The organism is Flavobacterium haoranii, from assembly GCF_009363055.1.
Classification (GTDB): domain Bacteria; phylum Bacteroidota; class Bacteroidia; order Flavobacteriales; family Flavobacteriaceae; genus Flavobacterium; species Flavobacterium haoranii.
Genome location: NZ_CP045292.1, coordinates 1,719,365 through 1,744,930 on the forward strand (window position 1 = coordinate 1,719,365; position 25,566 = coordinate 1,744,930).

Consider the following 25,566-nt stretch of genomic DNA (forward strand, 5'->3'; position numbering starts at 1 on the left):
TAAAATGAAAGACATTCAAACCAGAGAAGATATAATTTTAGTGATGCGAAAGTTTTACGATAAACTTTTAGCAGACGATTCGATTAGTTTTTTCTTCACGAAAGTGACTTTAGTTGACCAACATTTAGAAGAACACTTTGAAATATTAGCTACATTTTGGGAGCAATCTTTGTTTTTAAAAGGCGGTTATTACAACAATATGTTTTCGATTCATAAAGAGGTTCACGACAAGCATGCTTTTTCAAAAGAGCATTTTAATACTTGGCTATCACATTTTAATTCTACGATAGAAGAGAATTTTATTGGCCCTTATGCCGAACAAATGAAAACTCAAGCTTTAAGCATGGCAACTATTATGCAGATTAAATTCCAATGATTTTTACATCTATTTTTACCTTTTTGATATTTTTACTCATAAAAAAATAACAAATTCATAATTATACTCAAAAAGTAGACTTTTTTAAAAGAGAGCATTTGATTAATAAGTAATTTAGATTATCAAATTACTAATTTAATTATGAATATTAAAATAACTGGCTCTGGATCATATATCCCAACTGAGAGAGTAACCAACCATGACTTTGCTCAGCATAACTTTTTAAATGAAGATGGCTCACAATTTCCTCAACCAAATGAAGTTGTGGCTCGAAAGTTTTTAGAAATTACTGGTATCGAAGAAAGACGATACGTAACCGATAATTTATTAGCTTCTGATATTGGTGCAATTGCAGCACAAAGAGCTATAGAAGATGCAAAAATTGACCCTGAAACATTAGATTATATCATTTTAGCACACAATTTTGGTGACGTTAAAAAAGGCGCTATTCAATCTGATATTTTACCAAGTTTAGCTTCACGTGTTAAACATAGTCTTAAAATTAAAAACCCTAAATGTGTTGCCTACGACATTTTATTTGGTTGTCCGGGTTGGGTAGAAGGTGTAATTCAAGCACAAGCATTTATAAAAGCTGGAATGGCAAAAAGATGTTTGGTAATTGGAGCCGAAACACTTTCAAGAGTTGTAGATATGCACGATAGAGATTCTATGATTTATTCTGATGGTGCTGGAGCTACAATTATTGAAGCTACGGAAGATGAAGGCGGAATTCTAGCTCATGAATCTGCAACTTTTGCACATGATGAAGCATACTTCTTATTCTTCGGAAACTCTTTCGACAAACAATTAGACCCAGATGTTCGATACATTAAAATGTATGGAAGAAAAATATACGAATTTGCGCTGTCAAACGTTCCAAAAGCAATGCAGGAATGTCTAGAAAAAAGTGGAATTGGTATCGATAAAGTGAAAAAAGTTTTAATTCATCAAGCTAATGAAAAAATGGACGAAGCTATTATTCAACGTTTTTTCAGATTGTATAAACAAACTCCTCCTGAAGGTGTTATGCCAATGAGTATTCATAAACTTGGAAACTCAAGTGTTGCTACTGTACCAACATTATATGATTTATTAATTAAAGGACAGTTAGAAAATCAAAATTTAGAAAAAGGAGATATTATCATTTTTGCTTCTGTGGGGGCAGGAATGAATATTAATGCATTTGTGTATCAAATGTAATTAATTCTTTAAAAATCGGTTCACCCAATAATTAAAAGAGGGAATCGATTGGGTAAAGTAAACAACAATTAATGAAGCAATCAAAACAAAACCAACTTTTGAAATTGTTTCTAGCCAAAGATTTTTAAAAGAAGGCAATAAAACTCCAGTCACAATTATTATACCCATGACTATAATAAGAAGGGCATAGTTTCGATCAAAAGGAATTATGCCTATTTTTTTATAAATAAAAACCAACTTTGAAACATTAAACAAAACTAAAGATATAAAAGTTGCTAAAGAAACACCCACAATTTCAAGCTCTGTTTGAGTAAGAAAAACATAATTAAGTAACACATTTACAACAACTAAAATTAAAACCGCTATAATGTTAAATTTATAATATTGTGAATAGGAAATAATTTCCGAATTAAAACCTGTTGCCATATTAAATAAAACATTAGCTCCTAGAATATAAATTACGGGTAATATGGTTACTAATTTATCTTTGGTTGCTAATAAATTAAAAAAAGGTTCAGCTCCAACTAATACACAACCCAAGATTACAGCTCCTATAAAAAACAACAACTTCGCTGTTTCGGTGTACTTCATTTGTAACGTTTCAAAATCTTTATTCTTAATAAAAGCAGAAATTTGTGGCGAATAAATAGTAAACAATCCTGTTGCAGGAATTGCCATTGCTGCCGCAAAATTTACTGCATTGCGATATGCTCCATTTGCATCAAAATCTAAAAATTCGGGAATCATTAAGCCATCAACTCTAAAAGCTAAAAAAGAACCAAAGCTTCCTAAAAATGAATAAAAACAGTAATTGAAATATTCCTTCTTTGAAACATCTGAAAAAAATGAATCTTCTTTACTAGCAAATGAAATTGGGAATTTTCGACTTACATATTTGGCAACAAAAAAAGCTAAGAATAAATAAAAAACTATAAAAACAGCATACGCCACATTATCTGATACATATCCTAAATAGAAAATTCCAAAAACAACAACCATTGCTATTTTAGGAATTATTTTTTCGTAAAATGTGGGAACAGCGATCTTTTGTAAATTAGCCGCTTGACGTTTAAAAACTTCTATTAAAGCCATTAAAACTGCTAAAGGCATAGCATAATATAAATATGTTTTTTTATCCCAATCAAATATTATTACTGCCAGTATCAAAAAAACAGTCAACACTATAAATAACTTGAAAACTGTTTTAATTGTAAATTGGAACAAACTCTTTTTATTTTCTAAACTCAATGACGGATAAAAATGTATTAACGCTTGTGAACCTCCAAAAACCATAATAGGATATAGAATTTGCGCTAACGAATCGATGTAAGCAATTTCACCATAAAATCCGTAATCATAAGGATATAAAAATAATGTTGAAAGCAACCCTATAACTATTCCAATATAATTGATAATAGTAAACCAAAAAGCTTGTTTATGTGATTGTGAATCCTGCATTATTTATAGCTTTTTCTAGCTTTGAACAACGTAAAAAAATGAAACTTTAAAAGTATATAATAGCCTAATAATTGCCAAAACATTGAAAATACTTTTGAAGTAGAATAATATTTTGAAAAATATTTAGGCAACCCAATTACATTTCTAAAAGCGTTCAATAAACCATCAATATAATTATGATTTACATTTAAAACTTCAGCAAGCATTTTGTATTTCGACTGATTTACATCTTTTTGAAAACTTCTAGTTATAATTCTATCGTGATAAATTTTTGAGTTCTTTACTACTACCGTTTTAAAACCATGATAGTGAACACGATCTGTATAATTTCGATCTTCTCCATAATGATTAAAGAGCGGTTCAAAATAGCCCACTTTCTCAATAACTTTTCTCGACAATAGCCAAGCGGCAGCATTTATAAATGGAACCTCATCAATTTCACTAGAAATCGAATTCGTTTTTCTGTTCCAATACATTTCAAAATTGACATCTAAAGAAATTTCATCTGGCGAAAAATGCATCGGACTTACAATTCCAAAATTTTCATTTTGTGAGGCAACCTCAACTAAATTTTGAATAGCATCTGATTCAATCCAAGCATCTTGATTTAGTAAAAAATAATAATCGAAATTTTGTTCCAAAGCTTTTTGAATTCCAATATTGTTAGCTTTTCCAAAACCTAAATTAGTTTCAGATTGAATTACCTCAACAAAAGAAAATTGCTTTAAAATTTCAACTGAATTATCAGTAGAAGCATTATCAACAGCTATAACTGAAATTGGCATAACCGATTTTTGCAACGATTGCAAACATTTGTTCAACCAATTACTTCCGTTGTAAGTTACTATAATAACGACTACTTTTTGCTGCACGAAAACTGAAATTATCAAACAAAAATAAGGATAATTCTTGTGTAACTGAGGTTTTGTTTATTTTTGTTGAGAATTATCAAAATCAAATGAATTATTACGTTGTAATACCCGCACATAACGAAGCGCAACACATTGCACTTACTTTAGAATCTCTTGTAAAGCAAAGTGTTTTACCAACTAAAGTTGTGGTTGTAAACGATAATTCTACTGATAAAACCGAAACAATTGTAAATTCATTTATTGACAAATACAATTGGATTTCTATAGTTAATAATTCATCTGAAGCGAAACACTTACCCGGAAGTAAAGTTATCTTAGCTTTTAACAAAGGCTTAGAGACTTTAGACCAAAACTTTGACATTATTGTAAAAGCTGATGCCGACTTGATTTTCCCAGAAAATTATTTTGAAACTATAATCAATCATTTTCAAACTGATACTCAAATTGGAATGGCTGGTGGATTTTGTTATATCGAAAAAAATGGTGAATGGATTTTAGAAAATTTAACCGATAAAGATCATATTCGTGGTGCTTTAAAAGCCTACAGAAAAGAATGCTTTGAGCAAATTGGTGGGTTACGAACTGCTATGGGTTGGGATACTGTCGATGAGTTGTTGTGTAAATTTTACAATTGGAAAGTAAAAACTGATGAAACTTTACAGGTAAAACATTTAAAACCAACTGGTGCTAACTACAATAAAGCTTCTCGTTACAAACAAGGCGAAGCTTTTTACACTTTAGGTTACGGATTTTGGATTACCGCAATTGCTTCATTAAAACTAGCATTACGAAAAGGTAAACCGTTTCTTTTTATCGACTATATAAAAGGTTTTTGGAAAGCTAAATCCAATAAAAAACAACTTTTAGTAACCGACGAACAAGCTAAGTTCATTAGAAATTATCGTTGGAAGAAAATGAAAGAAAAAATTTTGAATTAGTCAATATATAACAATGTGCCAATTCAACATTGAATTATTATTAATTTTTAAAAATTGACTTATTGACAAATTACTGAATTGACACATTAATTTAGTATTTTAGCCAATATTTAGCGATTAGATAAAAATGTTTGTAATTAGAATTTTAGAACAAACCGGAAAATATTTCATGATGCTCAAAGAGGTTTTTAACCGACCGGTAAAATGGAGTGTTATGAGACAATTAATTTTTAAAGAAGTCGACGATTTAATTATCGATTCGCTAGGAATTGTATCGTTCATCTCATTTTTTGTGGGTGGAGTGGTTGCCATTCAAACTGCATTAAACTTAACCAATCCGTTAATTCCCAAATATTTAATTGGTTTTGCCACGAGGCAATCCGTAATATTAGAGTTTGCTCCTACTTTTATTTCCATTATTATGGCTGGTAAAATGGGGTCTTTTATTACTTCAAGTATTGGAACCATGCGTGTAACTGAGCAAATTGATGCTTTAGAAGTCATGGGTGTAAATGCTTTAAATTATTTAGTGTTTCCAAAATTAATAGCACTGTTACTTTTCCCATTTGTAATTGGACTGAGTATGTTTTTAGGAGTTGTAGGTGGTTATTTAGCTGCTGTTTACGGCGGTTTCGCTTCTAGCAATGAATTTATCACTGGAATTCAAGAAGACTTTATTCCTTTTCATATTACTTATGCTTTTATCAAGACTGTTGTTTTTGCTATTATATTGGCAACGATTCCTTCTTTTCATGGTTTTTACATGAAAGGTGGAGCACTTGAAGTTGGTAAAGCAAGTACGATTTCCTTTGTTTGGACTTCAGTAGTGATTATTTTAATGAACTATATTTTAACCCAATTACTTTTGAGCAAATGATAGTAGTTAAAGATTTAGAAAAAACATTTGGCACTCAAAAAGTTTTAAAGGGTGTTTCAACTCGTTTTGAAGCTGGAGAAACAAGTTTAGTTATTGGACAAAGTGGTTCAGGAAAAACCGTATTCTTAAAATCTCTACTAGGAATTCACACACCTGAGAGCGGAACTATTTCTTTTGATGGACGTATTTATTCTACTATGTCGAAAGATGAAAAACAAGATTTAAGAACCGAAATTGGAATGGTTTTTCAAGGAAGTGCACTTTTTGATAGTATGACTGTAGAAGAAAATGTTGGATTTCCTTTGAAGATGTTTTCTAAAAAAACTCCGAAAGAAATAAAAGAACGTGTCGATTTTGTTATTGAACGCGTTAATTTAGTAGATGCGCATCATAAAAAACCATCGGAAATTTCAGGTGGAATGCAAAAACGTGTGGCTATTGCTAGAGCCATTGTTAATAATCCTAAATATTTATTTTGTGATGAACCCAACTCGGGTTTAGATCCAAAAACAGCAATTGTAATTGATAATTTAATTCAAGAAATTACGAAAGAATACAACATTACTACAGTTATTAACACGCACGATATGAACTCGGTAATGGAAATTGGCGAGAAAATTGTGTTCTTGAAAAATGGATTATTAGAATGGGAAGGTTCGAACAAAGAAATCTTTAAAACCGACAATGAAGCAGTAACCGATTTCGTTTATTCTTCCGAATTATTTAAACGAGTAAGAAAAATGTATCTTGAAGATGATAAATAACACCGTTTTTTGTCACTCCTAATGAAATGAGGAGTCTTATAATCAAATAATGAGATTTAGCTACGCTGAACTTCCGTTTCTCGACTACGCTCGAAATGACAATAAATAACTATTCTGATTTTACAACCACTTTTTGATTTTTAAGTTTAGATTGTAACCATTTTTTATATTTAGCGACTTCTTCTGCTATAATTTTATTAGAAACCTCTTTTTTAAATTTAATTACAAAATGCGGAACTGTATCGATGCTTTTAAAATTGGTATGTAAAATATTATAATACGAAACTTCTTCTATATTATCATTTAAACTTTGAATTTCGTTTGCAACATCGACAAAAGAAACGGTTGAACCATTACTTAATTTATTCTTTAAATCTAAAATTTCTTTATCCTTTAAAAGCAATTGCTCTTCTTTTTGAGACAACAATTGTTGCGTTGTTAAATATGAATTTTCGATTTCTGAAAGTCGAGACAATGTTTTTTGATTCTGTAAATCTTGAACACAATGAATGATGGTATTATCGTACCCAAAGTCTTTCATTTTCTTCTCTAATTTCTCAATTTCGCTACGCTCTAAATTGGTTCCCAAAACAGCAAAACTCACTTTCTGTTTTGAAAAATCTTTTTGAATATCGAAAACTCCAATTCCCTTTTCATCTTTTAATTCAGCCAGAACTAAATCTACTTTTTGTTCAAAATCTGACTTTTTATACAATTGATAAAAGAAATAAACACTCGGAATAAAAATTGCCAATGCTATAAAAGTTAATATTTGCGAAATACGTTTTTTTCTTTGAACATCGGCATATTCTTTTAATGGAAAACGCAAAAACTTAACCACCAAATAGGTAGCTGTTGCGATAAAGATAGTATTGATTGTAAATAAAAATAATGCGCCTCCAAAGAAATTCCATTTCCCCGTTGCTAAACCATAACCTGCTGTACAAAGCGGTGGCATTAGTGCAGTTGCAATAGCTACTCCTGCTAGAGTGTTTGTCGATTTATTTCTTCTACTTAAAGCTACAATTAAAGCTAAACCACCAGAAAGTGCTATAATAATATCAAGCACATTTGGAGAAGTTCTTGCAATTAATTCTGGTGTTTCATTTTGGAACATTGGCACACTAAAAAACAAAAACGATGTTACCAAACTCAAAACAACCATTACTCCAAAATTCTTTAACGACTTTCTAAGTAAATCTAAATCGTAGATACCTAATGACAGTCCCATTCCTAAAATAGGTCCCATTAAAGGCGAAATTAACATGGCTCCAATTACAACTGCGGTAGAACTTGTATTTAAACCTGTAGATGCAATTAAAATTGAAAAAATTAAAACCCAAGCGTTTTGACCTTTCATGTCAACACCAGCTTTAATATCGTCTATAGTAGCATTTCTATCAGTATCGTTATAGATATCAAATATTTCTTCTAAAAACTTTTTAAAACTCGCAACAGATTGGCTAAAAGTACTTTTGTTTTCGTCTTGCATATTATTTTATTTTTCCGACAATTTTTTTAATGTCTTGTTCTTTACTTTTTGGATAAATTAAAAGTGTATCATCTTTATCTACAATAATATAATCGTCTAAACCATCAATAACTACCAATTTCTTCCCTTCTGCACGAATAATATTATTTGAAGCATTTTCTAAAAGAACTCTGGCATTTACAACAGCATTATTATTTTCGTCTTTATCTAATTTTTCGTGTAATGAACCCCAAGTTCCTAAATCGTTCCAATCGAAAGTTGCAGGAAGAACAAAAACATTATGTGCTTTTTCTAAAATTGCATAATCAACTGAAATATTTTCGGCCAAAGGATAATTTTCTTTAATAAACTGTGTTTCGTTTGTAGTGTTATAAACATCATATCCTTGCATAAAATGATCGTACATAACTGGTTGAAATTCTTGAAACGCATTCAAAACCGATTTTACACTCCAAACAAAAATACCCGCATTCCATAAAAAGTTACGACTTTGAATAAACTTACGAGCTGTTGCATAATCAGGCTTTTCTCTAAATTGTTTTACCTTTTTAATGGGTCTCGAATCTAATTTATCATACTCGATATAACCATAACCTGTATTTGGGAATGTTGGAAGAATTCCTAGAGTCATTAAGTTATCTTCTCTTTCGCAAAAATCAAAAGCGTGTTGTAAGTTGGCACAAAACTGAACCTCATCTTCTATCCAATGGTCAGATGGCGCCACAACCATAACAGCATCTGGATTTTCCTTTTTTATCTTTAAAGAAGCATATAAAATACAAGGCGCTGTATTTCGCATTGCAGGCTCTAAAATGATTTGCTCTTGTTTTACCATTGGTAATTGTTCCAAAACAATATCATTATAAACCTCATTTGTTAAAATAAGAATATTCTCTTTTGGAATAATTTGAGAAAGCCTTGTAAAAGTTTTCTGAATTAAAGTATCACCTGTTCCAAGCATATCATGAAATTGCTTAGGAAAATCGGTTGTACTAACTGGCCAAAAACGAGAACCAACTCCGCCAGCCATAATTATGGCATAATAATTTTTATTCATACAATTAACTTGGTAATAATTCTACTTCAGCATTAGGCTGAAATAAATAAACTCTTCCAGATTGCAACTCAATACATTCGTATCGTTTCACTCGTAAAGCAATTTTTTTAAAAACTTTCCCGTTGTGAATACGAAATTTGGCTCCAATTGGTATTTCAAAGATATAATTTTTTATTCTTTCTTTATCATCATACTCCTTTAAAGCTACAGATAACAAAGCATCTGTATCGCTACTCGCAGATGGATTTCTAAAATGTCGGGCAATTAAAGGTAATACTTTATTAGGAAAAATTTCGGGGCGAATAAAAGGCACCATCAATTGTTGGAAAGTATATTTCCATTCTTTTCCATGAGGTTTAATATTTCTACCAAACTTTTCAAAAGCGACTAAATGAGCAATCTCATGAACTAGCGTCATTAAAAATCGGTATTTATTTAAACTTGCATTGACTGTAATTAAATGATAGCCTTGAGCATCTTTTCGATAATCGCCATGACGCGTATGTCTTTCACTAACAATTTTAAGATGCACGTGATTAGCTTTGATTAATTCAAAGCAAGGTTGAACAGCGTGTTCAGGAAGGTATTTTTGGAGGATTGTTATCAATTTCTTGTTCTCGATATATTTTTTGCTCGTCAGTTCGAGTTTTTTCTGAAAGAAAAAGTATCGAGAATCGAGCAAAAAACACTCGAACTGACGAAATAGAATAATTAAAACTACGGAGTAGTTGAACTTACTTGTAAAACTTTGCCGTTGTAATACTTATTTCCGTTTAAACTAAAATCGAAAATATAATTTGCCATTTCTTTTGCCGATAAAGGTGCTTCATAACCCGGAAAAGCTTCTTGAAGCATTTCTGTATTAACTGCTCCTAACGCTAAGACATTAAAAGCAATTCCGCTTTCTTTATACTCTTCAGCTAATAATTCAAATAGTGTAATTACAGCTCCCTTACTAGAAGAGTAAGCCGCTAAACCTGGAAATTTCATACTTCCTTGTATGCCACCCATCGAACTTATTGTTACGACATGACTTCCTTTTTTCATAAATGGAATGCAAACTTGTGTTAGCGCTGCAACTGCAAAAACGTTCACTTTATAAACTTGTTCAAAATCGCTAGTGGTTAATTGTTCAAATGGTTTATTGACTAACAATCCAGCATTGTTTATTAATACATCGACTTTATTGCTCCAAGAATCTTTTACAAACTTTTCAACTTGTTCCATTTCATTTTCATCAGAAATATCTATAGACAAACAAGTTATATTTGAATGCTCCATTAAGCTTTTTGGCATTTTACGGGAAATTGCCAATACTTGATGTCCAGCATCGGCAAATTGTAAAGCTAATTCGAAACCTATACCTCTTGAAGTTCCTGTAATAATAATGTTTTTATTTTCCATTTAGTTCAATCTCTTTAGTTGGTGCATTCATCATTTGTTCCAAAACAGGAATCATTTTATTAACTACTTTTGCCATATGTTCTGGCTTCATTAATTCGAACTCATCATCAGGTTGATGGTAAAATTCAAAGTTTTCAAAATCAAATGTTGAAACCGTTTGAGCCGGCACATTAAATTCTGTATAAAATGGATAATTATCTGAGGCTCTAAATAATTGATATTGGGTTTGCATTGGAATATATCCAACTAAATTTTCGCCTGCAATCTCATTTATTTTCGAAGCCATGTTACTTTTTCCGAATCCTGTAATATACATTAACATATCTGTTCTTTTCATTGGTACACCAATCATTTCAAAATTGAACATGAAATACAAATCCATTTTTTATCATGAAGTTTTTTCGCCAAATGTTTTGAACCCAACAATCCTTTTTCTTCTGCCGAAAAGAAAACAAACAACAAACTTCTTTTATTTCCTTTATTCTTTCCAAAATATTTGATTAACTCAGTAACTGCTGTAGAACCCGAAGCATTATCATTTGCTCCATTTCCAATATCATCTCCGTTAACCGCTTTAATTCTACCAATATGATCGTAATGCGCACCAATGATTACAAATTCATTTTTTAAATTTGGATCATTTCCTTCTAAATATCCTACAATATTATAAGCGGGTTTGTCAAAATTAGATAAAGTATCGCGATAAGTCTTAAAATAAGGTTTTACTCCATTTTTCTTCATTAAATCTTCTAAGAAAGCTGCCGCTTTTTCAATCCCTTCACTCCCGGTATCTCTTCCTTCTAATTCATCTGAAGCTAAATAAAATAATGTCTTACCCACACTTTCAGATGTAGAAAAAGTTACAGAACTAGACCTTGATTGATTAGAAGTATCATTTTGAACTTGTACTGATCTACAAGACGTGATTAATAGAGCTATTAAAATTAATTGAATAAATTTCATGTAATGAGTTTTTGTAAAAATAAAAAAATCCCAACAATTGTTGGGATTCTCTATATAAATATTAACTTTTATTACGCTAACATAGTTACTGGATTTTCCATAAACGCTTTTAACGTTTGTAAGAATTGAGCTCCAGTAGCTCCATCAACCGTTCTATGATCACAAGCTAAAGTAACTGTCATAGTATTACCTACTACAATTTGACCATTTTTAACTACTGGTTTTTCAATAATTGCTCCAACAGATAAAATTGCTGAATTAGGCTGATTAATAATTGATGTAAATGATTGAATACCAAACATTCCTAAGTTAGAAATTGTAAAAGTACTTCCTTCCATTTCAGCTGGTTGAATTTTCTTAGCTTTAGCTCTTCCCGCCATATCTTTTACATTAGCTCCAATTTGAGACAAACTCATAGCATCAGTAAATTTCAACACAGGAACCACTAATCCATCTTCAACGGCTACTGCTACACCAATATTTACATGGTGATTTAAAACCATCGCATCTTCTCTCCATTGAGAGTTAACTTGTGGATGTTTCTTTAATGCCATGGCACAAGCTTTAATAACCATATCGTTGAAAGAAACTTTAGTATCTGGTAACGAATTAATCATTCCACGAGAAGCAATTGCATTATCCATATCTAACTCAATAGTTAGATAATAATGTGGTGCAGTAAATTTAGATTCTGCTAAACGACGCGCAATAGTTTTACGCATTTGAGAATTTTTAATTTCCTCTTGGAAAACTTCACCTGCAGGAACAAATGGTTTAACCGCAGCAACTGCTTGAGATGCTTCTGCAACCGCTTGAGCTGGAGTTGAAGTCGACGATGGAGTAAAGTTCTCCACATCACTTTTTACAATTCTACCATTTTCACCACTTCCTTTTACTTGAGAAAGGTTAATTCCTTTTTCTTCAGCAATTTTCTTAGCTAAAGGAGAAGCAAAAATTCTTCCTCCTGTATTTGTATTTTGAACTGTTGCAGCAGACTCTTCTACTTTTACTTCAGTTTTAACTTCTTCTTTTTTAGATTCTTCAGATGAACCGTCAGCTTTATAATTAGCAACCACACCAGAAACATCAGTTCCTGCAGGCCCTAAAATAGCTAAAATAGTATCTACTGGAGCTGAACCTCCTTCTTCTACACCAATATACAATAATGTACCCGCGTTGAAAGATTCAAATTCCATTGTAGCTTTATCAGTTTCAATCTCTGCTAAAATATCTCCTTCTTTAATTGCGTCACCAACTTTCTTTAACCAAGTTGCAACTGTACCAGTAGTCATAGTATCACTTAAACGTGGCATTGTAACTACTTTTACTCCTTCAGGCATTTTAAATTCAGCAGTAGCAGCAACTTTTGGTTCTTCTTTAACTTCAGCTTTTGGCTCTTCAGTTGGAGCAGAAGCTCCTCCACTCAATAAAGCAGAAATATCTTCTCCTTCGTTACCAATAATTGCTAAAAGCGAATCAACTGGTGCAGATTGTCCCTCTTGAATACCAATATGTAATAAAGTTCCAGCATTGAAAGACTCAAACTCCATTGTAGCTTTATCAGTTTCAATTTCAGCTAAAATATCTCCTTCTTTTACTTTGTCGCCTACCTTTTTCAACCATGTTGCTACGGTACCTTCTGTCATGGTATCGCTTAAACGAGGCATTGTAATAACTGTAGCCATAATGCTTATAATTTATGAGGTAAAAATGGATAATTCTCTTGTTCGTATACTACGTCATACATTACGCTTAAATCTGGATATGGAGATTCTTCAGCGAATTTCTCACATTCTGCAACTAAATCAGAAACTCTTTGATCCATAGCTTCAATTTCAGCTTCTGTTGCGTAATTATTCTCTTTGATAATATCTAGAACTTGAGTAATAGGGTCAATTTTTTTGTATTCTTCTACCTCTTCTTTTGTTCTGTAGTGTTGCGCATCTGACATAGAGTGACCTCTATAACGATACGTTTTCATTTCTAAGAAAGTTGGTCCATCTCCGCGACGTGCTCTTTCAATTGCTTCATGCATAGCTTCAGCAACTTTAATTGGATTCATTCCATCAACTGGTCCACATGGCATTTCGTAACCTAAACCTAATTTCCAAATATCTGTATGGTTTGCAGTTCTTTCTACTGAAGTTCCCATTGCATAACCATTATTTTCAACGATAAAAACCACTGGTAATTTCCAGTTCATCGCCATATTGAAAGCTTCGTGTAAAGAACCTTGTCGTGCAGCACCATCACCAAAATAAGTTAAAGTAACTCCACCTGTTTCAAAATATTTATCAGCAAAAGCAATACCTGCTCCTAAAGGAATTTGACCACCAACGATACCGTGTCCACCATAAAATCCTTTTTCTTTAGAAAAAATATGCATAGAACCACCTAATCCTTGAGAAGTACCAGTTGCTTTACCTAAAAGTTCTGCCATTACTCTACGCGGATCTACACCCATACCAATTGGCTGTACGTGATTACGATAAGCAGTAATCATTTTATCTTTAGACAAATCCATAGCGTGTAAGGCACCCGCTAGAACAGCTTCTTGTCCATTATATAAATGAAGAAATCCTCTAACTTTTTGTTGGATATATAATGCAGCCAACTTGTCCTCGAATTTTCTCCAAAACTGCATTTCTTCATACCACTTTAGGTATACTTCTTTTGTGATTGGTTTCATGTTTAGTTTGTTTTTTAAAAAAATTTTTTTTGCAAAAAATTTATAATTAGCAAAAATACTACTTCAAAAAATATTGAAAAAATTAATCTTCAATATTTTTCCTGCTTTTTGTTAATTTTTATCAATTTTATCAACGAAATCGTTATAGATAATTCTTGTCGAACAGTAACGGCAATAAATTCCTCAATGAATCACTCTTATATACCTCTCCTGTGCCTCCCATAAAATAAATTTCTATTGGAGTTTCTTGTTTAATTTCATACTCTGCAATAGATTGCCTGCAAGCTCCACAAGGTGGAATTGGTTTTGCTAATAATTGATCTTCAGGTGAGGCAGAAATAAACAATTTTTTAAATCCAACATTTGGATAATTTGCACCTGCGTAAAAAATCGTAACACGCTCTGCACATAAACCTGAGGGATAAGCTGCATTTTCTTGATTTGAACCTACCACAACTTCATTATTTTCTAGTAATAAAGCAGCCCCTACCTTAAATTTTGAGTAAGGTGCATAAGCTTGTTCTCTTGCCGAAATGGCTTTTTTCATTAATTCTTTTTCAACCTCATTAAGTTCATCAATAGAACTATAAACGGTAAAATTTGCATTAACAGAAATTTGCTTCATATTTAAGGAAAAAAAATCCAAATTCTTTAGAATTTGGATTCAGTTAAAGTTATACTTTTTTATAATTCATCGTAATCATCACCAAAGTTAAATGTAAGAGAAAAACGCAATGTGTTTTCCAATGGATTTCTAACTTTCGATGCAGAGAACAAATAAGAAACATCTACTTTTACAATATTATATTTAAATCCTGCTCCTAAAGTAAAAAATTTACGAGCTCCTTTTTGTTCGCTTTCATGAAAATAACCCGTTCTTAATGCAAATGAATCTTGGTACCAATATTCTGCTCCTAAAGCCCATGTTACTTCTTTTAATTCTTCTGAAAAACCATCAGGAGCATCTCCAAATGAATTAAACATTCCGCTTACCCAACCTGTTTTTCTGTAATCTAAAATTGCATCACTATTCATTTGATCTACTGCTGCTTCATCAGTGCCATCAATATCACCATCTTCATCAACATCATAATCTTGAATTTTAGCTGGAGGTGTTGGCACCATTAATTTAGTAACCTCTCCTGTTACGCAAACTTTATTGTATTCGTCTAGAATAAAATCGAAACCAGCCCCTAAACGTAAATTTGCTGGTAAAAAGTTTGCATTCTCATCTAAATTATCTTTATTATAATTAATTTTTGGCCCCATGTTTTGCAAGTTAATACCTGCTCTCCAACGACCGTTAAAATCATTATAAGCAATTTCTTCTGATTGATAATAAGCCGCCACATCTACTGCAAAACTAGAAGCTGCAGAAGCATCATTTGTACCATCGTTAATTTGTAAATTAGAACGAATATATCGACCCGCAACAGCCATCGAAAATTGATCACTTAACTTTAATGAATATGAACCATCTACTGCAAATTCATTTGGGTTTACATTAGTGGTTGGATTTCCATTACTATCTGTTAATTGAATATCTCCTAATCCAAAATAACGAAAAGAACCTGCAAAAGCACTCTGTTCGTTAATTCTATTATAATATGTTAATTGTGCTAATTTAATATCATTTGCAATTGACGCTAAATAAGGTGTATAACTCACTGAAAAACCTTGTTTTTTTAATGAGAAAGCATATTTTGCTGGGTTGTATTGTTGAGAGAAAGCATCTGCAGATGTTGCTACTCCCATATCTCCCATACCCGCTGAACGAGCATCGGCAGCAATTAATAAGAATGGTACACCAGTAGTTACTACTCTTCTATCTCCATCTTGAGCTTTTAAAAACTGAACTGAAACAATTAGAGTTAAAAAAACCGCTATTTTTTTCATTATAAAAATTATTAAGTTGACAAATATACTATTTTATTATAGGATTACAAGTTTCTCGTGTTTTTCTACTTTCTTGCCAGTTAGACTAGAACGAACCGTCAATTTATAAACATAAACTCCTTTACCAATTTTATCTCCAAAATCATCTCTACCATCCCAAGTTACTTCACGAGACAAGAAACCTTCGGTAGTTACTTGTTGGTTAATTGTTTTTACTACTTTACCAGTAATTGTAAAAATTTGTACTTGAACATCGAGTGGTTCAAACGGCATGTTATGTGTAAACCAAAATTCTGTATAAGTAGAAAAAGGATTAGGATAATTTAAAACTTTATCAATTTTTAATCCGTCGTTTGAACAAACAGCATTAAACTGAATTTCCATTGTTATTAAATTATTATAAACATCCCAAGCTTTAAATAAGATGGTATGCATTCCAGGTTCTAAATCGCGAAGTGGAAAACGAACATAACCACGAGTAAAATCATCTAATTCCGTTTCGTAATAATCGTTTAATATATATGGATTTGTTTCGTCGCCGTCTAAAATCGCTACAATATCATGTCCAATTCCACTTGCTGTATTAATTCCACTTTCATCAAATAAATGTGCCAATAATATTGGAGAACAATTTGTAACACCTCCACTTACAAAACTCTCATCATTCATATACAATTGAACTGTTGGCGGTGTATTATCAACCGGAGCATTCGTATTCACTCCGCCCACTTGAATATCTAAATTATAACCCGTTTGATCTTCTAACAACGGTGCATTACGTTTTGCATAAAAACTAACCTTTCCATTGCCCACAGGAATACGAATATCTTGAGGAACAATAAAATTAAATTCAAAATTACCATTTGTTACCGAAGCATTTCCTCTCACAACTGTTTCTCCTAAAGTAACAAAATCCATAATAATTACTTGACCAGAACCATTTGTTGCATTGTTATTTCCTAATGTAGAACGGTTAATATCTTTATCAAAAACTTGAATTGCAACATCTCCATTATAATTTGAAATTAAAACATCGTTTTCATCAACAATTTGCCCTTCAATTTTCATTGGTTGTAACGCTTGGAATACTGGCATACTTTGATTTACAGGAACATCATTAACTTCAGTTAGTACAACTTTAGGCTTTGGAATAGCCAAATGCAAAGCTGGATCACCAATATAAGCGACTACCCTTCTATCTGAAGATGGTGTTAATAATTTTGCTCTTCGTACAGCTTCTGCAACTGTTGGATATTTAGTTTCACCATATGCGTAAATTCGCTCGGTAATTAAACCACTCATTAATATTCCCGTTGTAACAGAGATTTCTCTATTTGTTGCTACCAAACTTATTCCTCCACCTTTTGTGTTTAGATAAGCATATTCTCCACCAGATATTCTACTAGGATCATCAAATCTTGTGAAATCACAAGTTACTAAGACAATCAATGGATATCTATATTTGTTATTTAAATTTTGAGCCTCTAACCTTTCAAACAATCTTTCTCTAGCCAAAAACTCTTCATTTCCATGACCTAAATAATTTGCAACAAGTACACCTTTTTCTATATTATCAATAAAATCTCGTTTTGCATCTGGATAACGTTCACCTCCAGCACTTACTTGCTGAATATAAGAATCTGTATGGATTTTAACAACATTCACAAATGGTCTTTCCTGAGTTAATTCATCTGCTACATCATCAATTTGAAATTGTAAATTAGCATCACTTGCATCGTCTGCATCATCAGAATAAATCAAATAAGAATTTCGCCATCTGCCATAAGAATTTTCATCATAATACTCAAAAACTTTATTCACCATTTCATCAGCCTGTTGAGTTGACGAAACGACCATTCTTCCTATTGCGATATCTAGTCCATCAAAACCACTTGTCATGGTTCCTTCAGAATCATCCATTAAGACAAAAAAATCATCCGAAACAAAACTACCCGACATCGAAAAAGCAGGTGACAAAGCATGAAAAATTGGAACTATATTCGTATTGTTTGAAACTCTATCTTTAAAATCATAAGAAGCATCTCCAAACATGTTAATATACTTCACTCTTTTATCAGGACTTGATGCATTCCAATACACATATTTGATAAAATTTCTAATAGCAGCAACATCTTGATTACCTGAAGAAAATTCGTTATAGATTTCTTCTAACTTTACCACTTTGACATTTAAACCGGCATTAGTTCTATGAAAATTTGCTAATTTTTCTGCTTGATTTACTAAAAAACTTGGTGTGATTATCAAATAATCAATATCCTGAAATGCCCCTTGGTTATTTTGAAAAATTGTTCCTTTTAAATTTTGATTTACAATTTTAGAATTATTTTCTTTTAAAGGTGTATAATAATCAGAATTATCTACTGCAACATATCTTCCATTGAAACCTAGACTTACTTTAAATGAATAATTAGCACCAGAAACAGTATATTTCTTTGCATTATAAATATCGGTAACATCCCAAACTTCTGAAATACCAGAAGCATTAGAAATTTGATATTCTCCTACACCAATTGAAGTAGCTTGTTGCGAATTATAAAATAAAAATTGTTCTCCATAACCTCTTAAATTATTAGTAGCTTTTAACTTTATATAGTTTAAATATCCATTTGAGGTTGGCACACCTCCGTTATTATAAGCAAGCTTTACTTGTACTGTGGTATTACTTGAATTTACAGAAAATGTTCTCGTGCTTTCTAAAGTTGTTAAACCTAGTGAAGGTAAAACAGTAAAACTTGAATTTCCAACATTTTGACCATTGATTGAATATTGAAAATCAGTACTCGTCAAAGACTTTGATGCAACATTAACCTCAAACTGTAAAGATGAAGTAGTATCTAAATTCGGAAAATTAAAATTAAATGTTTGTTCATCATCAATATTAAATTCTTCCCCAAACCATTTTCTACTAATTTTAGCGATATTCACTAGATCTTGTTCGTGATATTGTTCTGAATTATATTTCGTAAAAACAACATCTGGAGTTGCTGTTGGTTCAGAGGCTGTTTCAATTCTTTTTCCTGAACCAGCATTAGCAGTTACATAATAATAAGTCTTATCCGTATATAAATTTAAACTTGTTAAATTTTCTTGACTCCAATTATCAACACCTTCAGCATAAAACAAAATATAATCACCATCATCAAACGAACCATCATCTTCTCCAATAAAAGAAATTGCGTTTTCAGTTAAATCAACAGGATAGGAAACACTATTTAATAAAGGCAACATTCTTCCACCGTTACCATAAATTTTAATAGTTCGTGGGTCTACATTAACATTTAAACCTAAACTTTGGAGAAAAGATTTTGACAATTTATAAACTCCTGATTTTTCAATATAAAAACGATACCAATCACCACTCGCTAAAACCGAATTCTGAGCGGCAAAAACGTTTTGAGATTGACTGATGTTTCTTAAACCAGTTGTTTCATTATAATTGTAACTTATTTTTTTTACTCTTTTAATAGAATTACCTTCCTTAATATAAGGTGAAAACGAAAATAAACAATAATGTTCTCCTCTAGCATTTGCATATTCTAATTTTGCATTGATTGTTGGTTTTATTTCTCTTATATCTAAATCATAAACTTCAATAGTGTTGACAGATTCATATTCAACTGAAATAATTTTTAAAGAATTTTCATCAATTTTAGAATTTGATTTAAAAACCTCTTTAATATATATTGCTTTTTTATCTAAATTTACATCAGTATAATTACCTCCATAAGGATATTTAAAATAAACGCCTTCTGTAATTTCATGCGATCTAAAACCACTCCAATCCAAAGCAATTTCTCTTCTATTTTGTGACCACAGAAAAGAACTTAAAAAAAGTAAGAGTAAAAATTCCTTTTTCATACAGCTATAAAACGTATTTATTTTCTTAATATTACAAAGAGATAAAAATATTTTCTATTATACTAATTCACAAACAATAAATACATAATTTACACGTTATTAAAGTGCATTTTAACATAAAATTAATTTTTTTTAGATTTTTTTAAATTCATGTTGCATTTTAATTCATAATTATTATCTTGCACCACTAAAATTATTACCTACTAAAGTATGAAAATTAAGAAAATGATGGCTTTAAAGTTGTTATTGGCACTGTCGGTAGCAATAGGTTTATCAAGCTGTAGTAAAGGGTCAAGTTCTAAAGGTGGTTCTAAAGCTACTGGCTGGAAAATTAATGACAAGAACGGTGGTTTTCAATACAACACCAAGTACAAAAAACAAGAAACTCCTCCAGGAATGGTTCCTGTAGAAGGAGGAACATTTACAATGGGTAAAGTTGCTGATGATCCAATGCACGATTGGAACAACACACCTACTCAACAACATGTTCAATCATTCTTTATGGATGAAACTGAAGTAACCAATTTAATGTATACCGAATACTTATTTTGGGTTAAAACTGTATTCCCTCCAACAGACGAAAATTATAAAAACATTTACACAGGTGCAATTCCTGATACTTTAGTTTGGAGAAACCGTTTAGGTTACAACGAAACTATGACAAATAACTATTTAAGACATCCAGCTTATGCAGAATATCCAGTAGTAGGTGTTAATTGGATTCAAGCAATGGAGTTTTGTAAATGGAGAACGAATCGTGTTAACGAAAATATTTTAGAGAAAAACGGCTACTTGAAAAAAGATGCAAAAATTGATTTTGCAGAATCAGTAACTGCAACTTCTACTTTTGATACTGAGACTTATTTAGCAACTCCTAACAAAAGTTATGGCGGAAATGAGGAAATCGTACTTAAAAAAGGTATGAGTGGAAGAAAAGAAGCTACTGAAGAAGAGAAAAACGTTTACGCTCAAAGAAGCTCTGGTTTAATTTTACCAGAATATAGACTTCCTACTGAAGCTGAATGGGAATATGCTGCCTTGGCTCTTGTTGGTAACAGAGAGTTCAACATATACAAAGGACAAAAGAAATACCCTTGGAGTGGACAATATACACGTTCATCTAAACGTCAATATAGAGGTGATCAATTAGCAAACTTTAAACAAGGTAAAGGTGATTACGGCGGGGTTGCTGGATGGTCTGATGACGGTGCTGATATCACAAACAAAGTTAAATCTTATGCTCCAAATGATTTTGGTTTATATGATATGGCTGGTAACGTTGCAGAATGGGTTGCTGACGTATATAGACCAATGGTTGACGACGAAGTAAATGATTTCAACTATTTCAGAGGTAACGTTTACATGAAAAACAAAATTGGTGAAGACGGAAGTACTGAATTAGTTACTGCTGACAACATCACTTACGATACATTGAGCAACGGAAAAATTATGGCTAGAAATTTCCCTGGTCAAATTGCACAAATTCCAGTTGATGAAAACGAAACTTATTTAAGAACACAATTCTCTACTTCTGACAACAGAAATTATAGAGATGGTGATAGAGCTTCAACACGTTACTTCCGTTTTGGTGGAGATGAAGAGGAAGCTGAAGAAGGTGGAAACGAAAAATATACAATGTATGATGCACCAAAACACAAAATTCAAGCAGACAGCTTAGGTGAAATGGTTAAAACATACGATAAGTCTGATAAGAGAACGACTTTAGTTGACGACAATGTAAGAGTTTACAAAGGTGGTTCTTGGAGAGACAGAGCATATTGGTTAGATCCTGCTCAAAGAAGATATTTCCCTCAAGATATGGCAACTGACTACATTGGATTTAGATGTGCAATGTCTAAAGTAGGTCCTAAGTCTAACAAAAAGACTCCTAGAGGAAACCCTAAAAAATAATTTTCATACTTCATACAAAAAAGCCCTTTCAATTGAAAGGGCTTTTTATTATATTCGCCATATGAAAACAAGTCAACTTTACGAGAAATTTCTTGAAACAAAAGGCATAACTACAGATACTAGAAATATTCAAAAAGACAGTATGTTTTTCGCCTTAAAAGGAGAAAAATTCAATGCAAACGAATTTGCAAAAGAAGCTTTAGAAAAAGGCGCAAAATATGTAGTTATTGACGATAGTAATTATCATATTGATAATAGGACTATATTAGTTAACAATTCATTAGAAGCACTCCAAAAACTTGCAAACTTTCACAGAAAGGAAATTAACCTAACCATTGTTGGTTTAACTGGCAGTAACGGAAAAACTACAACCAAAGAATTATTCAATGTTGTACTTTCAAAAAAGTTTAAAACAAAAGCTACTATAGGCAATTTGAATAATCATATTGGAGTTCCTTTAACATTATTAAGTTTCACTAGTGAAACTGAGATAGGAATTGTTGAAATGGGCGCCAATCACCAAAAAGAAATAGAATTTTTATGTTCTATAGCAGAACCAAATATTGGCTATATTACAAATTTTGGAAAAGCTCATTTAGAAGGTTTTGGAGGAATTGAAGGCATCATTAAAGGGAAAAGTGAACTTTACGACTATTTACAAAATAACAATCAAAAGTGTATTGTAAATTTAGATGATCCAATTCAAAAAGAAAAAACCAAAAACATTGAACGCTATACTTTTTCAACTAAAGAAAAAAACAGCAATGTTTTGATAGATAACATTACAGCAAATCCAATGGTTGCTATTGAATTTGAGAATACTATTATACAATCAAACTTAATTGGAATTTACAATTCAAATAACATTAATGCAGCAATTACGCTTGGTAAATATTTCAATATATCCAATGAAGATATTAAAAATGCAATTGAATCATATATTCCCAACAACAACAGATCACAAATAATAGAGAAGAATTCCAATAAAATAATTTTAGACGCTTACAACGCAAACCCTAGTAGCATGGAAGCCGCTTTGCTAAACTTTTTTCAGCTAGCTGAATTAAACAAAACAGCAATACTTGGTGACATGTTCGAATTAGGAGAAGAAAGTGCTTTAGAACACAAAAAAATAATAGCATTATGCACTTCTCAAAAAGATGTAAAATTTTGGCTAGTCGGTAAACATTTTTACGAAAACCAAAATGACTCTAACAACATTAAGTTTTTTAAAGATTTTGATTCCTTTAGTAGTGAATTTAAAGAAGAAAAAATAAAAAATGAATTGTTCCTCATAAAAGGATCAAGAGGCATGAGTTTAGAAAGAACTTTAGATATACTTTAATAAAAAAGCGAACTTAAATAAGTTCGCTTTTTTACTTGAATTAACAATTAAATGAAATAAAAAAACGCTTAAGAAATCTTAAGCGTTTTTTTAATTTTAGTGGGCGATGAGGGATTCGAACCCCCGACCCCCTCGGTGTAAACGAGGTGCTCTGAACCAACTGAGCTAATCGCCCTTACAGTGATTACTTCTGTAATGCGGGTGCAAATATAAGACAGTTTTTTATTATTCCAAATCTTTTTAAATAAAAAAATGTATTTTTTTATTTCTGCTTAAAATCACACAACCTCAGCCACAACAAAAGTACTTCCGCCTACATATATAACATCTTCATTATCTGAATCTTGAATTGCTGTTTTATAAGCCTCAGCTACCGAATTAAAAATTTTACCAACTAAATTATTTTTTTGAGCCAATTCAAATAATTTATCCGTTTCTAGACCACGAGCTACATTTGGCTTACAAAAATAATACTGAGCATCTTTTGGAAACAGTGTTAAAATCTCATCCAAATCTTTATCATTTACAAAACCTAACACAAAACGAAGTCGCTTAACATCTAGTTTTTTTAATTGATTAATTACAATTTTTAACCCATGTTCGTTATGCGCAGAATCGCAAACTATAAAAGGATTATCTTCTTGTAAAACTTGCCAACGTCCTAACAAACCAGTATTTACCACAACATTCTTTAATCCGTTTTCAATATCTTTTTTAGTAACCGAAAAATGAATTTTTAACAATGAAATCGCTGTTAAAACCGTTTTGATATTATGTTCTTGATAATCTCCTTTAAATGCACATTCATAATGAGGAAAGCTCTTTGTTTCAGCAAAATGCAATTCCGATAAATTTAAAGCCGCAATGGCCTCAAAAACTCGCTTTGTTTCTTTAGTTGTTTCTCCCACAACTACTGGAACACGAGGTTTAATGATTCCCGCTTTTTCATAAGCAATCATATCAAGTGTATCGCCAAGAAATTGTTTATGATCAAACCCTATATTTGTTATTACAGAAAGTATAGGCTCAACAATATTGGTAGAATCTAAACGACCTCCCATACCAACTTCAATAATTGCAACATCAACCTTTTCTTTATGAAAATATGAAAATGCTAACCCGGTGGTCATTTCAAAAAAACTCAGTGAGTTTTCTTCAAAAAAAGTTTTGTTAGTTGCAACAAAATCGACGACAAACTCTTTTGAAATTTTTTCCCCGTTAATTTTAATTCTTTCACGGTAGTCTTTTAAATGAGGTGAAGTAAACAAACCTACTTTATAACCTGCTTCTTGTAAAATAGAAGCTAACATAGAGCTTGTTGAACCCTTACCATTTGTACCTGCTACATGAACAATTTTAAAATACTTTTGTGGACTATTTAAATGATTGCTTAACGCAAGAATATTTTTTAGGTCAGCTTTATAAGCTTTGGCCCCTTGCTGTTGAAACATGGGCAATTTATTAAAAAGCCATTCTGTTGTTTCTTTATAATTCATTTGGAGCAAAATTTTGGTGTATTGGTAAATGTAATTCCCGCCATTCGCACTACACGGTAGTTAGCTACTGTCGGGGCTAAAAAAAGCAATCGATACCGATTGCTTGTTATATAATTGTTTTATTCTCCTACTGTAAAATTAACCTCAATCCAACCTATTTGTGTGTCAGGTGCGTTACTATCTGCTTTCCATTTATAATTTCTTGCAGTTCTATAAGCTGCATCCAATACACATGGAGTTGTATTAGTTGTGCCTTTAACATACTGAGTTTTAATTACGTCACCACTTCTATTAACTGTGATTTGAACTATAACCTTGCCCGTTTCGTTCCCGCATTGTTGAACTTTTTCACCCTTTTTGGCAAGATTTCTTCCATTCAAACCATAACCTCTTCCTCCACCAGTTCCATTCCCACTTCCGCCACCATAGAAACTGTTGGCATAAATACTTCTGTTAGGATCTCCTTTATCTCCAGGTAAACCATCATCTCCATGACCACCAGTAGTATTTCCATCTGATTTTGGTCCATTAATTAATGCATCTAAAGCATTTGTAGTGGAGCTAGACGGTTTTGGAGTTTCAACCTTAGGTTTAGGAGTCTCTTTAGGAGTTTCTGTTTTTGGTTTTGTATTATCTTTTTTTGGTGTTACCACAACTGGCGAATCGTCGTCTTGAGTTAATGTATTTTCTTCATTAGACGTTACAGGCTCACTTACAGTTGGAGTTGGCGCACTCTTTATAGGCTCTGTAGGCTGAATTTCACCTTGTCCTACATCGCTAGTACCAAAATTTATAGCAATACCATTTTCTGGCGGAGGATCCATGTAAGTCATCCCAAAGAAAAGCACTATTAATAAAAGTACAGCGAAGATTGCGCTTGTAATAGCAAACGACTTTTTTCTTCTGTTGTTTCTAAAAACTTCATAATTGTACTTTTTAGCCCTGATGG

At 31.9% G+C, this 25,566-nt stretch carries 20 protein-coding genes, 1 tRNA gene and 1 pseudogene; 7 read left to right on the forward strand and 15 right to left on the reverse strand.

Features of this window, described 5'->3' with window-relative positions; translation table 11 throughout:
- Nucleotides 1-4 precede the first annotated feature (4 nt).
- Entirely contained in the window at nucleotides 5-376 is a 372-nt protein-coding gene (locus tag GCU34_RS08295; protein WP_072784590.1) for a group III truncated hemoglobin, read from the forward strand.
- A 141-nt stretch (nucleotides 377-517) separates the two neighbouring features.
- Nucleotides 518-1,576, forward strand: coding sequence for a 3-oxoacyl-ACP synthase III family protein (locus GCU34_RS08300; RefSeq protein ID WP_072784592.1), 1,059 nt, complete (start codon nucleotides 518-520; stop codon nucleotides 1,574-1,576).
- On the opposite strand, the gene GCU34_RS08305 is transcribed toward GCU34_RS08300, so the two are convergent.
- Both GCU34_RS08305 and GCU34_RS08310 read right to left on the reverse strand, forming a co-directional pair.
- Nucleotides 1,577-3,034 carry a lipopolysaccharide biosynthesis protein gene (locus GCU34_RS08305; RefSeq protein WP_072784594.1) on the reverse strand — a complete coding sequence of 486 codons (1,458 nt, stop codon included), beginning with the start codon at nucleotides 3,032-3,034 and terminating at the stop codon, nucleotides 1,577-1,579. It lies immediately after the preceding gene.
- The gene (locus GCU34_RS08310; RefSeq protein ID WP_072784596.1) at nucleotides 3,034-3,906 is read right to left on the reverse strand and encodes a glycosyltransferase family 2 protein; all 873 of its coding nucleotides are present in this window, start codon (nucleotides 3,904-3,906) and stop codon (nucleotides 3,034-3,036) included. Before GCU34_RS08310 ends, GCU34_RS08305 begins: the two co-directional genes overlap by 1 nt.
- Nucleotides 3,907-3,992: 86 nt before the next feature.
- On the opposite strand from GCU34_RS08310, the gene GCU34_RS08315 reads away from it, so the two are divergent.
- From GCU34_RS08315 to GCU34_RS08325, 3 genes are all read left to right on the forward strand, one after another.
- Nucleotides 3,993-4,844, forward strand: coding sequence for a glycosyltransferase (locus GCU34_RS08315; RefSeq protein WP_072784597.1), 852 nt, complete (start codon nucleotides 3,993-3,995; stop codon nucleotides 4,842-4,844).
- A gap of 127 nt (nucleotides 4,845-4,971) precedes the next feature.
- Nucleotides 4,972-5,721 carry an MlaE family ABC transporter permease gene (locus tag GCU34_RS08320; RefSeq protein WP_072784599.1) on the forward strand — a complete coding sequence of 250 codons (750 nt, stop codon included), beginning with the start codon at nucleotides 4,972-4,974 and terminating at the stop codon, nucleotides 5,719-5,721.
- Nucleotides 5,718-6,485, forward strand: coding sequence for an ABC transporter ATP-binding protein (locus GCU34_RS08325; RefSeq protein WP_072784601.1), 768 nt, complete (start codon nucleotides 5,718-5,720; stop codon nucleotides 6,483-6,485). The genes GCU34_RS08320 and GCU34_RS08325 overlap by 4 nt, the downstream gene beginning before the upstream one ends.
- Nucleotides 6,486-6,594: 109 nt before the next feature.
- Here GCU34_RS08325 and GCU34_RS08330 read toward each other — a convergent pair whose 3' ends face one another.
- The 10 genes and pseudogenes from GCU34_RS08330 to porU form a co-directional block, all read right to left on the reverse strand.
- Entirely contained in the window at nucleotides 6,595-7,977 is a 1,383-nt protein-coding gene (locus GCU34_RS08330; protein WP_072784603.1) for a DUF389 domain-containing protein, read from the reverse strand.
- Nucleotide 7,978: 1 nt separating this feature from the next.
- Nucleotides 7,979-9,034 carry a mannose-1-phosphate guanylyltransferase gene (locus GCU34_RS08335; RefSeq protein ID WP_072784605.1) on the reverse strand — a complete coding sequence of 352 codons (1,056 nt, stop codon included), beginning with the start codon at nucleotides 9,032-9,034 and terminating at the stop codon, nucleotides 7,979-7,981.
- 4 nt (nucleotides 9,035-9,038) lie between these two features.
- Entirely contained in the window at nucleotides 9,039-9,641 is a 603-nt protein-coding gene (locus tag GCU34_RS08340) for a SprT-like domain-containing protein (RefSeq protein WP_072784617.1), read from the reverse strand.
- A 110-nt stretch (nucleotides 9,642-9,751) separates the two neighbouring features.
- On the reverse strand, nucleotides 9,752-10,438 hold the full coding sequence (locus GCU34_RS08345) for an SDR family NAD(P)-dependent oxidoreductase (protein ID WP_072784619.1): 687 nt from the start codon (nucleotides 10,436-10,438) through the stop codon (nucleotides 9,752-9,754).
- A pseudogene (locus GCU34_RS14395) lies at nucleotides 10,428-11,401 on the reverse strand (M20/M25/M40 family metallo-hydrolase). Before GCU34_RS14395 ends, GCU34_RS08345 begins: the two are co-directional and overlap by 11 nt.
- Before the next feature lie 71 nt (nucleotides 11,402-11,472).
- On the reverse strand, nucleotides 11,473-13,086 hold the full coding sequence (locus GCU34_RS08355) for a pyruvate dehydrogenase complex dihydrolipoamide acetyltransferase (RefSeq protein WP_072784623.1): 1,614 nt from the start codon (nucleotides 13,084-13,086) through the stop codon (nucleotides 11,473-11,475).
- A gap of 5 nt (nucleotides 13,087-13,091) precedes the next feature.
- The gene (pdhA, locus tag GCU34_RS08360) at nucleotides 13,092-14,090 is read right to left on the reverse strand and encodes a pyruvate dehydrogenase (acetyl-transferring) E1 component subunit alpha (RefSeq protein WP_072784625.1); all 999 of its coding nucleotides are present in this window, start codon (nucleotides 14,088-14,090) and stop codon (nucleotides 13,092-13,094) included.
- Nucleotides 14,091-14,232: 142 nt separating this feature from the next.
- Nucleotides 14,233-14,715 (reverse strand): cytidine deaminase, encoded by a 483-nt coding sequence (gene cdd / locus GCU34_RS08365; RefSeq protein WP_072784627.1) that lies wholly within the window; start codon nucleotides 14,713-14,715, stop codon nucleotides 14,233-14,235.
- A 59-nt stretch (nucleotides 14,716-14,774) separates the two neighbouring features.
- A complete protein-coding gene (gene porV, locus GCU34_RS08370; RefSeq protein WP_072784628.1) occupies nucleotides 14,775-15,986 on the reverse strand; it encodes a type IX secretion system outer membrane channel protein PorV in 1,212 nt (403 codons plus the stop codon).
- A gap of 36 nt (nucleotides 15,987-16,022) precedes the next feature.
- Nucleotides 16,023-19,865, reverse strand: coding sequence for a type IX secretion system sortase PorU (porU, locus tag GCU34_RS08375; RefSeq protein ID WP_072784630.1), 3,843 nt, complete (start codon nucleotides 19,863-19,865; stop codon nucleotides 16,023-16,025).
- Nucleotides 19,866-20,075: 210 nt separating this feature from the next.
- Between porU and gldJ the strand changes: the two genes are divergently transcribed.
- Both gldJ and GCU34_RS08385 read left to right on the forward strand, forming a co-directional pair.
- Entirely contained in the window at nucleotides 20,076-21,776 is a 1,701-nt protein-coding gene (gene gldJ / locus GCU34_RS08380) for a gliding motility lipoprotein GldJ (protein WP_072784632.1), read from the forward strand.
- Between the two features lie 61 nt (nucleotides 21,777-21,837).
- A complete protein-coding gene (locus GCU34_RS08385) occupies nucleotides 21,838-23,121 on the forward strand; it encodes a UDP-N-acetylmuramoyl-tripeptide--D-alanyl-D-alanine ligase (protein ID WP_072784633.1) in 1,284 nt (427 codons plus the stop codon).
- A gap of 100 nt (nucleotides 23,122-23,221) precedes the next feature.
- Here the strand turns inward: GCU34_RS08385 and GCU34_RS08390 are convergent.
- The 3 genes from GCU34_RS08390 to GCU34_RS08400 form a co-directional block, all read right to left on the reverse strand.
- Nucleotides 23,222-23,296, reverse strand: a tRNA-Val gene (locus GCU34_RS08390).
- Nucleotides 23,297-23,399: 103 nt separating this feature from the next.
- Nucleotides 23,400-24,617 carry a bifunctional folylpolyglutamate synthase/dihydrofolate synthase gene (locus GCU34_RS08395; RefSeq protein ID WP_072784635.1) on the reverse strand — a complete coding sequence of 406 codons (1,218 nt, stop codon included), beginning with the start codon at nucleotides 24,615-24,617 and terminating at the stop codon, nucleotides 23,400-23,402.
- Between the two features lie 119 nt (nucleotides 24,618-24,736).
- Nucleotides 24,737-25,441, reverse strand: coding sequence for an energy transducer TonB (locus GCU34_RS08400; protein ID WP_227658667.1), 705 nt, complete (start codon nucleotides 25,439-25,441; stop codon nucleotides 24,737-24,739).
- Between the last annotated feature and the right edge of the window lie 125 nt (nucleotides 25,442-25,566).

Coding starts and splice junctions, on each gene's coding strand:
- GCU34_RS08295 (WP_072784590.1), top strand. CDS start 5: ATGAAAGACATTCAAACCAGAGAAGATATAATTTTAGTGATGCGAAAG.
- GCU34_RS08300 (WP_072784592.1), top strand. CDS start 518: ATGAATATTAAAATAACTGGCTCTGGATCATATATCCCAACTGAGAGA.
- GCU34_RS08305 (WP_072784594.1), bottom strand. CDS start 3,034: ATGCAGGATTCACAATCACATAAACAAGCTTTTTGGTTTACTATTATC.
- GCU34_RS08315 (WP_072784597.1), top strand. CDS start 3,993: ATGAATTATTACGTTGTAATACCCGCACATAACGAAGCGCAACACATT.
- GCU34_RS08320 (WP_072784599.1), top strand. CDS start 4,972: ATGTTTGTAATTAGAATTTTAGAACAAACCGGAAAATATTTCATGATG.
- GCU34_RS08325 (WP_072784601.1), top strand. CDS start 5,718: ATGATAGTAGTTAAAGATTTAGAAAAAACATTTGGCACTCAAAAAGTT.
- GCU34_RS08330 (WP_072784603.1), bottom strand. CDS start 7,977: ATGCAAGACGAAAACAAAAGTACTTTTAGCCAATCTGTTGCGAGTTTT.
- GCU34_RS08335 (WP_072784605.1), bottom strand. CDS start 9,034: ATGAATAAAAATTATTATGCCATAATTATGGCTGGCGGAGTTGGTTCT.
- GCU34_RS08345 (WP_072784619.1), bottom strand. CDS start 10,438: ATGGAAAATAAAAACATTATTATTACAGGAACTTCAAGAGGTATAGGT.
- GCU34_RS08355 (WP_072784623.1), bottom strand. CDS start 13,086: ATGGCTACAGTTATTACAATGCCTCGTTTAAGCGATACCATGACAGAA.
- pdhA (WP_072784625.1), bottom strand. CDS start 14,090: ATGAAACCAATCACAAAAGAAGTATACCTAAAGTGGTATGAAGAAATG.
- cdd (WP_072784627.1), bottom strand. CDS start 14,715: ATGAAGCAAATTTCTGTTAATGCAAATTTTACCGTTTATAGTTCTATT.
- porV (WP_072784628.1), bottom strand. CDS start 15,986: ATGAAAAAAATAGCGGTTTTTTTAACTCTAATTGTTTCAGTTCAGTTT.
- porU (WP_072784630.1), bottom strand. CDS start 19,865: ATGAAAAAGGAATTTTTACTCTTACTTTTTTTAAGTTCTTTTCTGTGG.
- gldJ (WP_072784632.1), top strand. CDS start 20,076: ATGAAAATTAAGAAAATGATGGCTTTAAAGTTGTTATTGGCACTGTCG.
- GCU34_RS08385 (WP_072784633.1), top strand. CDS start 21,838: ATGAAAACAAGTCAACTTTACGAGAAATTTCTTGAAACAAAAGGCATA.
- GCU34_RS08395 (WP_072784635.1), bottom strand. CDS start 24,617: ATGAATTATAAAGAAACAACAGAATGGCTTTTTAATAAATTGCCCATG.
- GCU34_RS08400 (WP_227658667.1), bottom strand. CDS start 25,441: ATGGATCCTCCGCCAGAAAATGGTATTGCTATAAATTTTGGTACTAGC.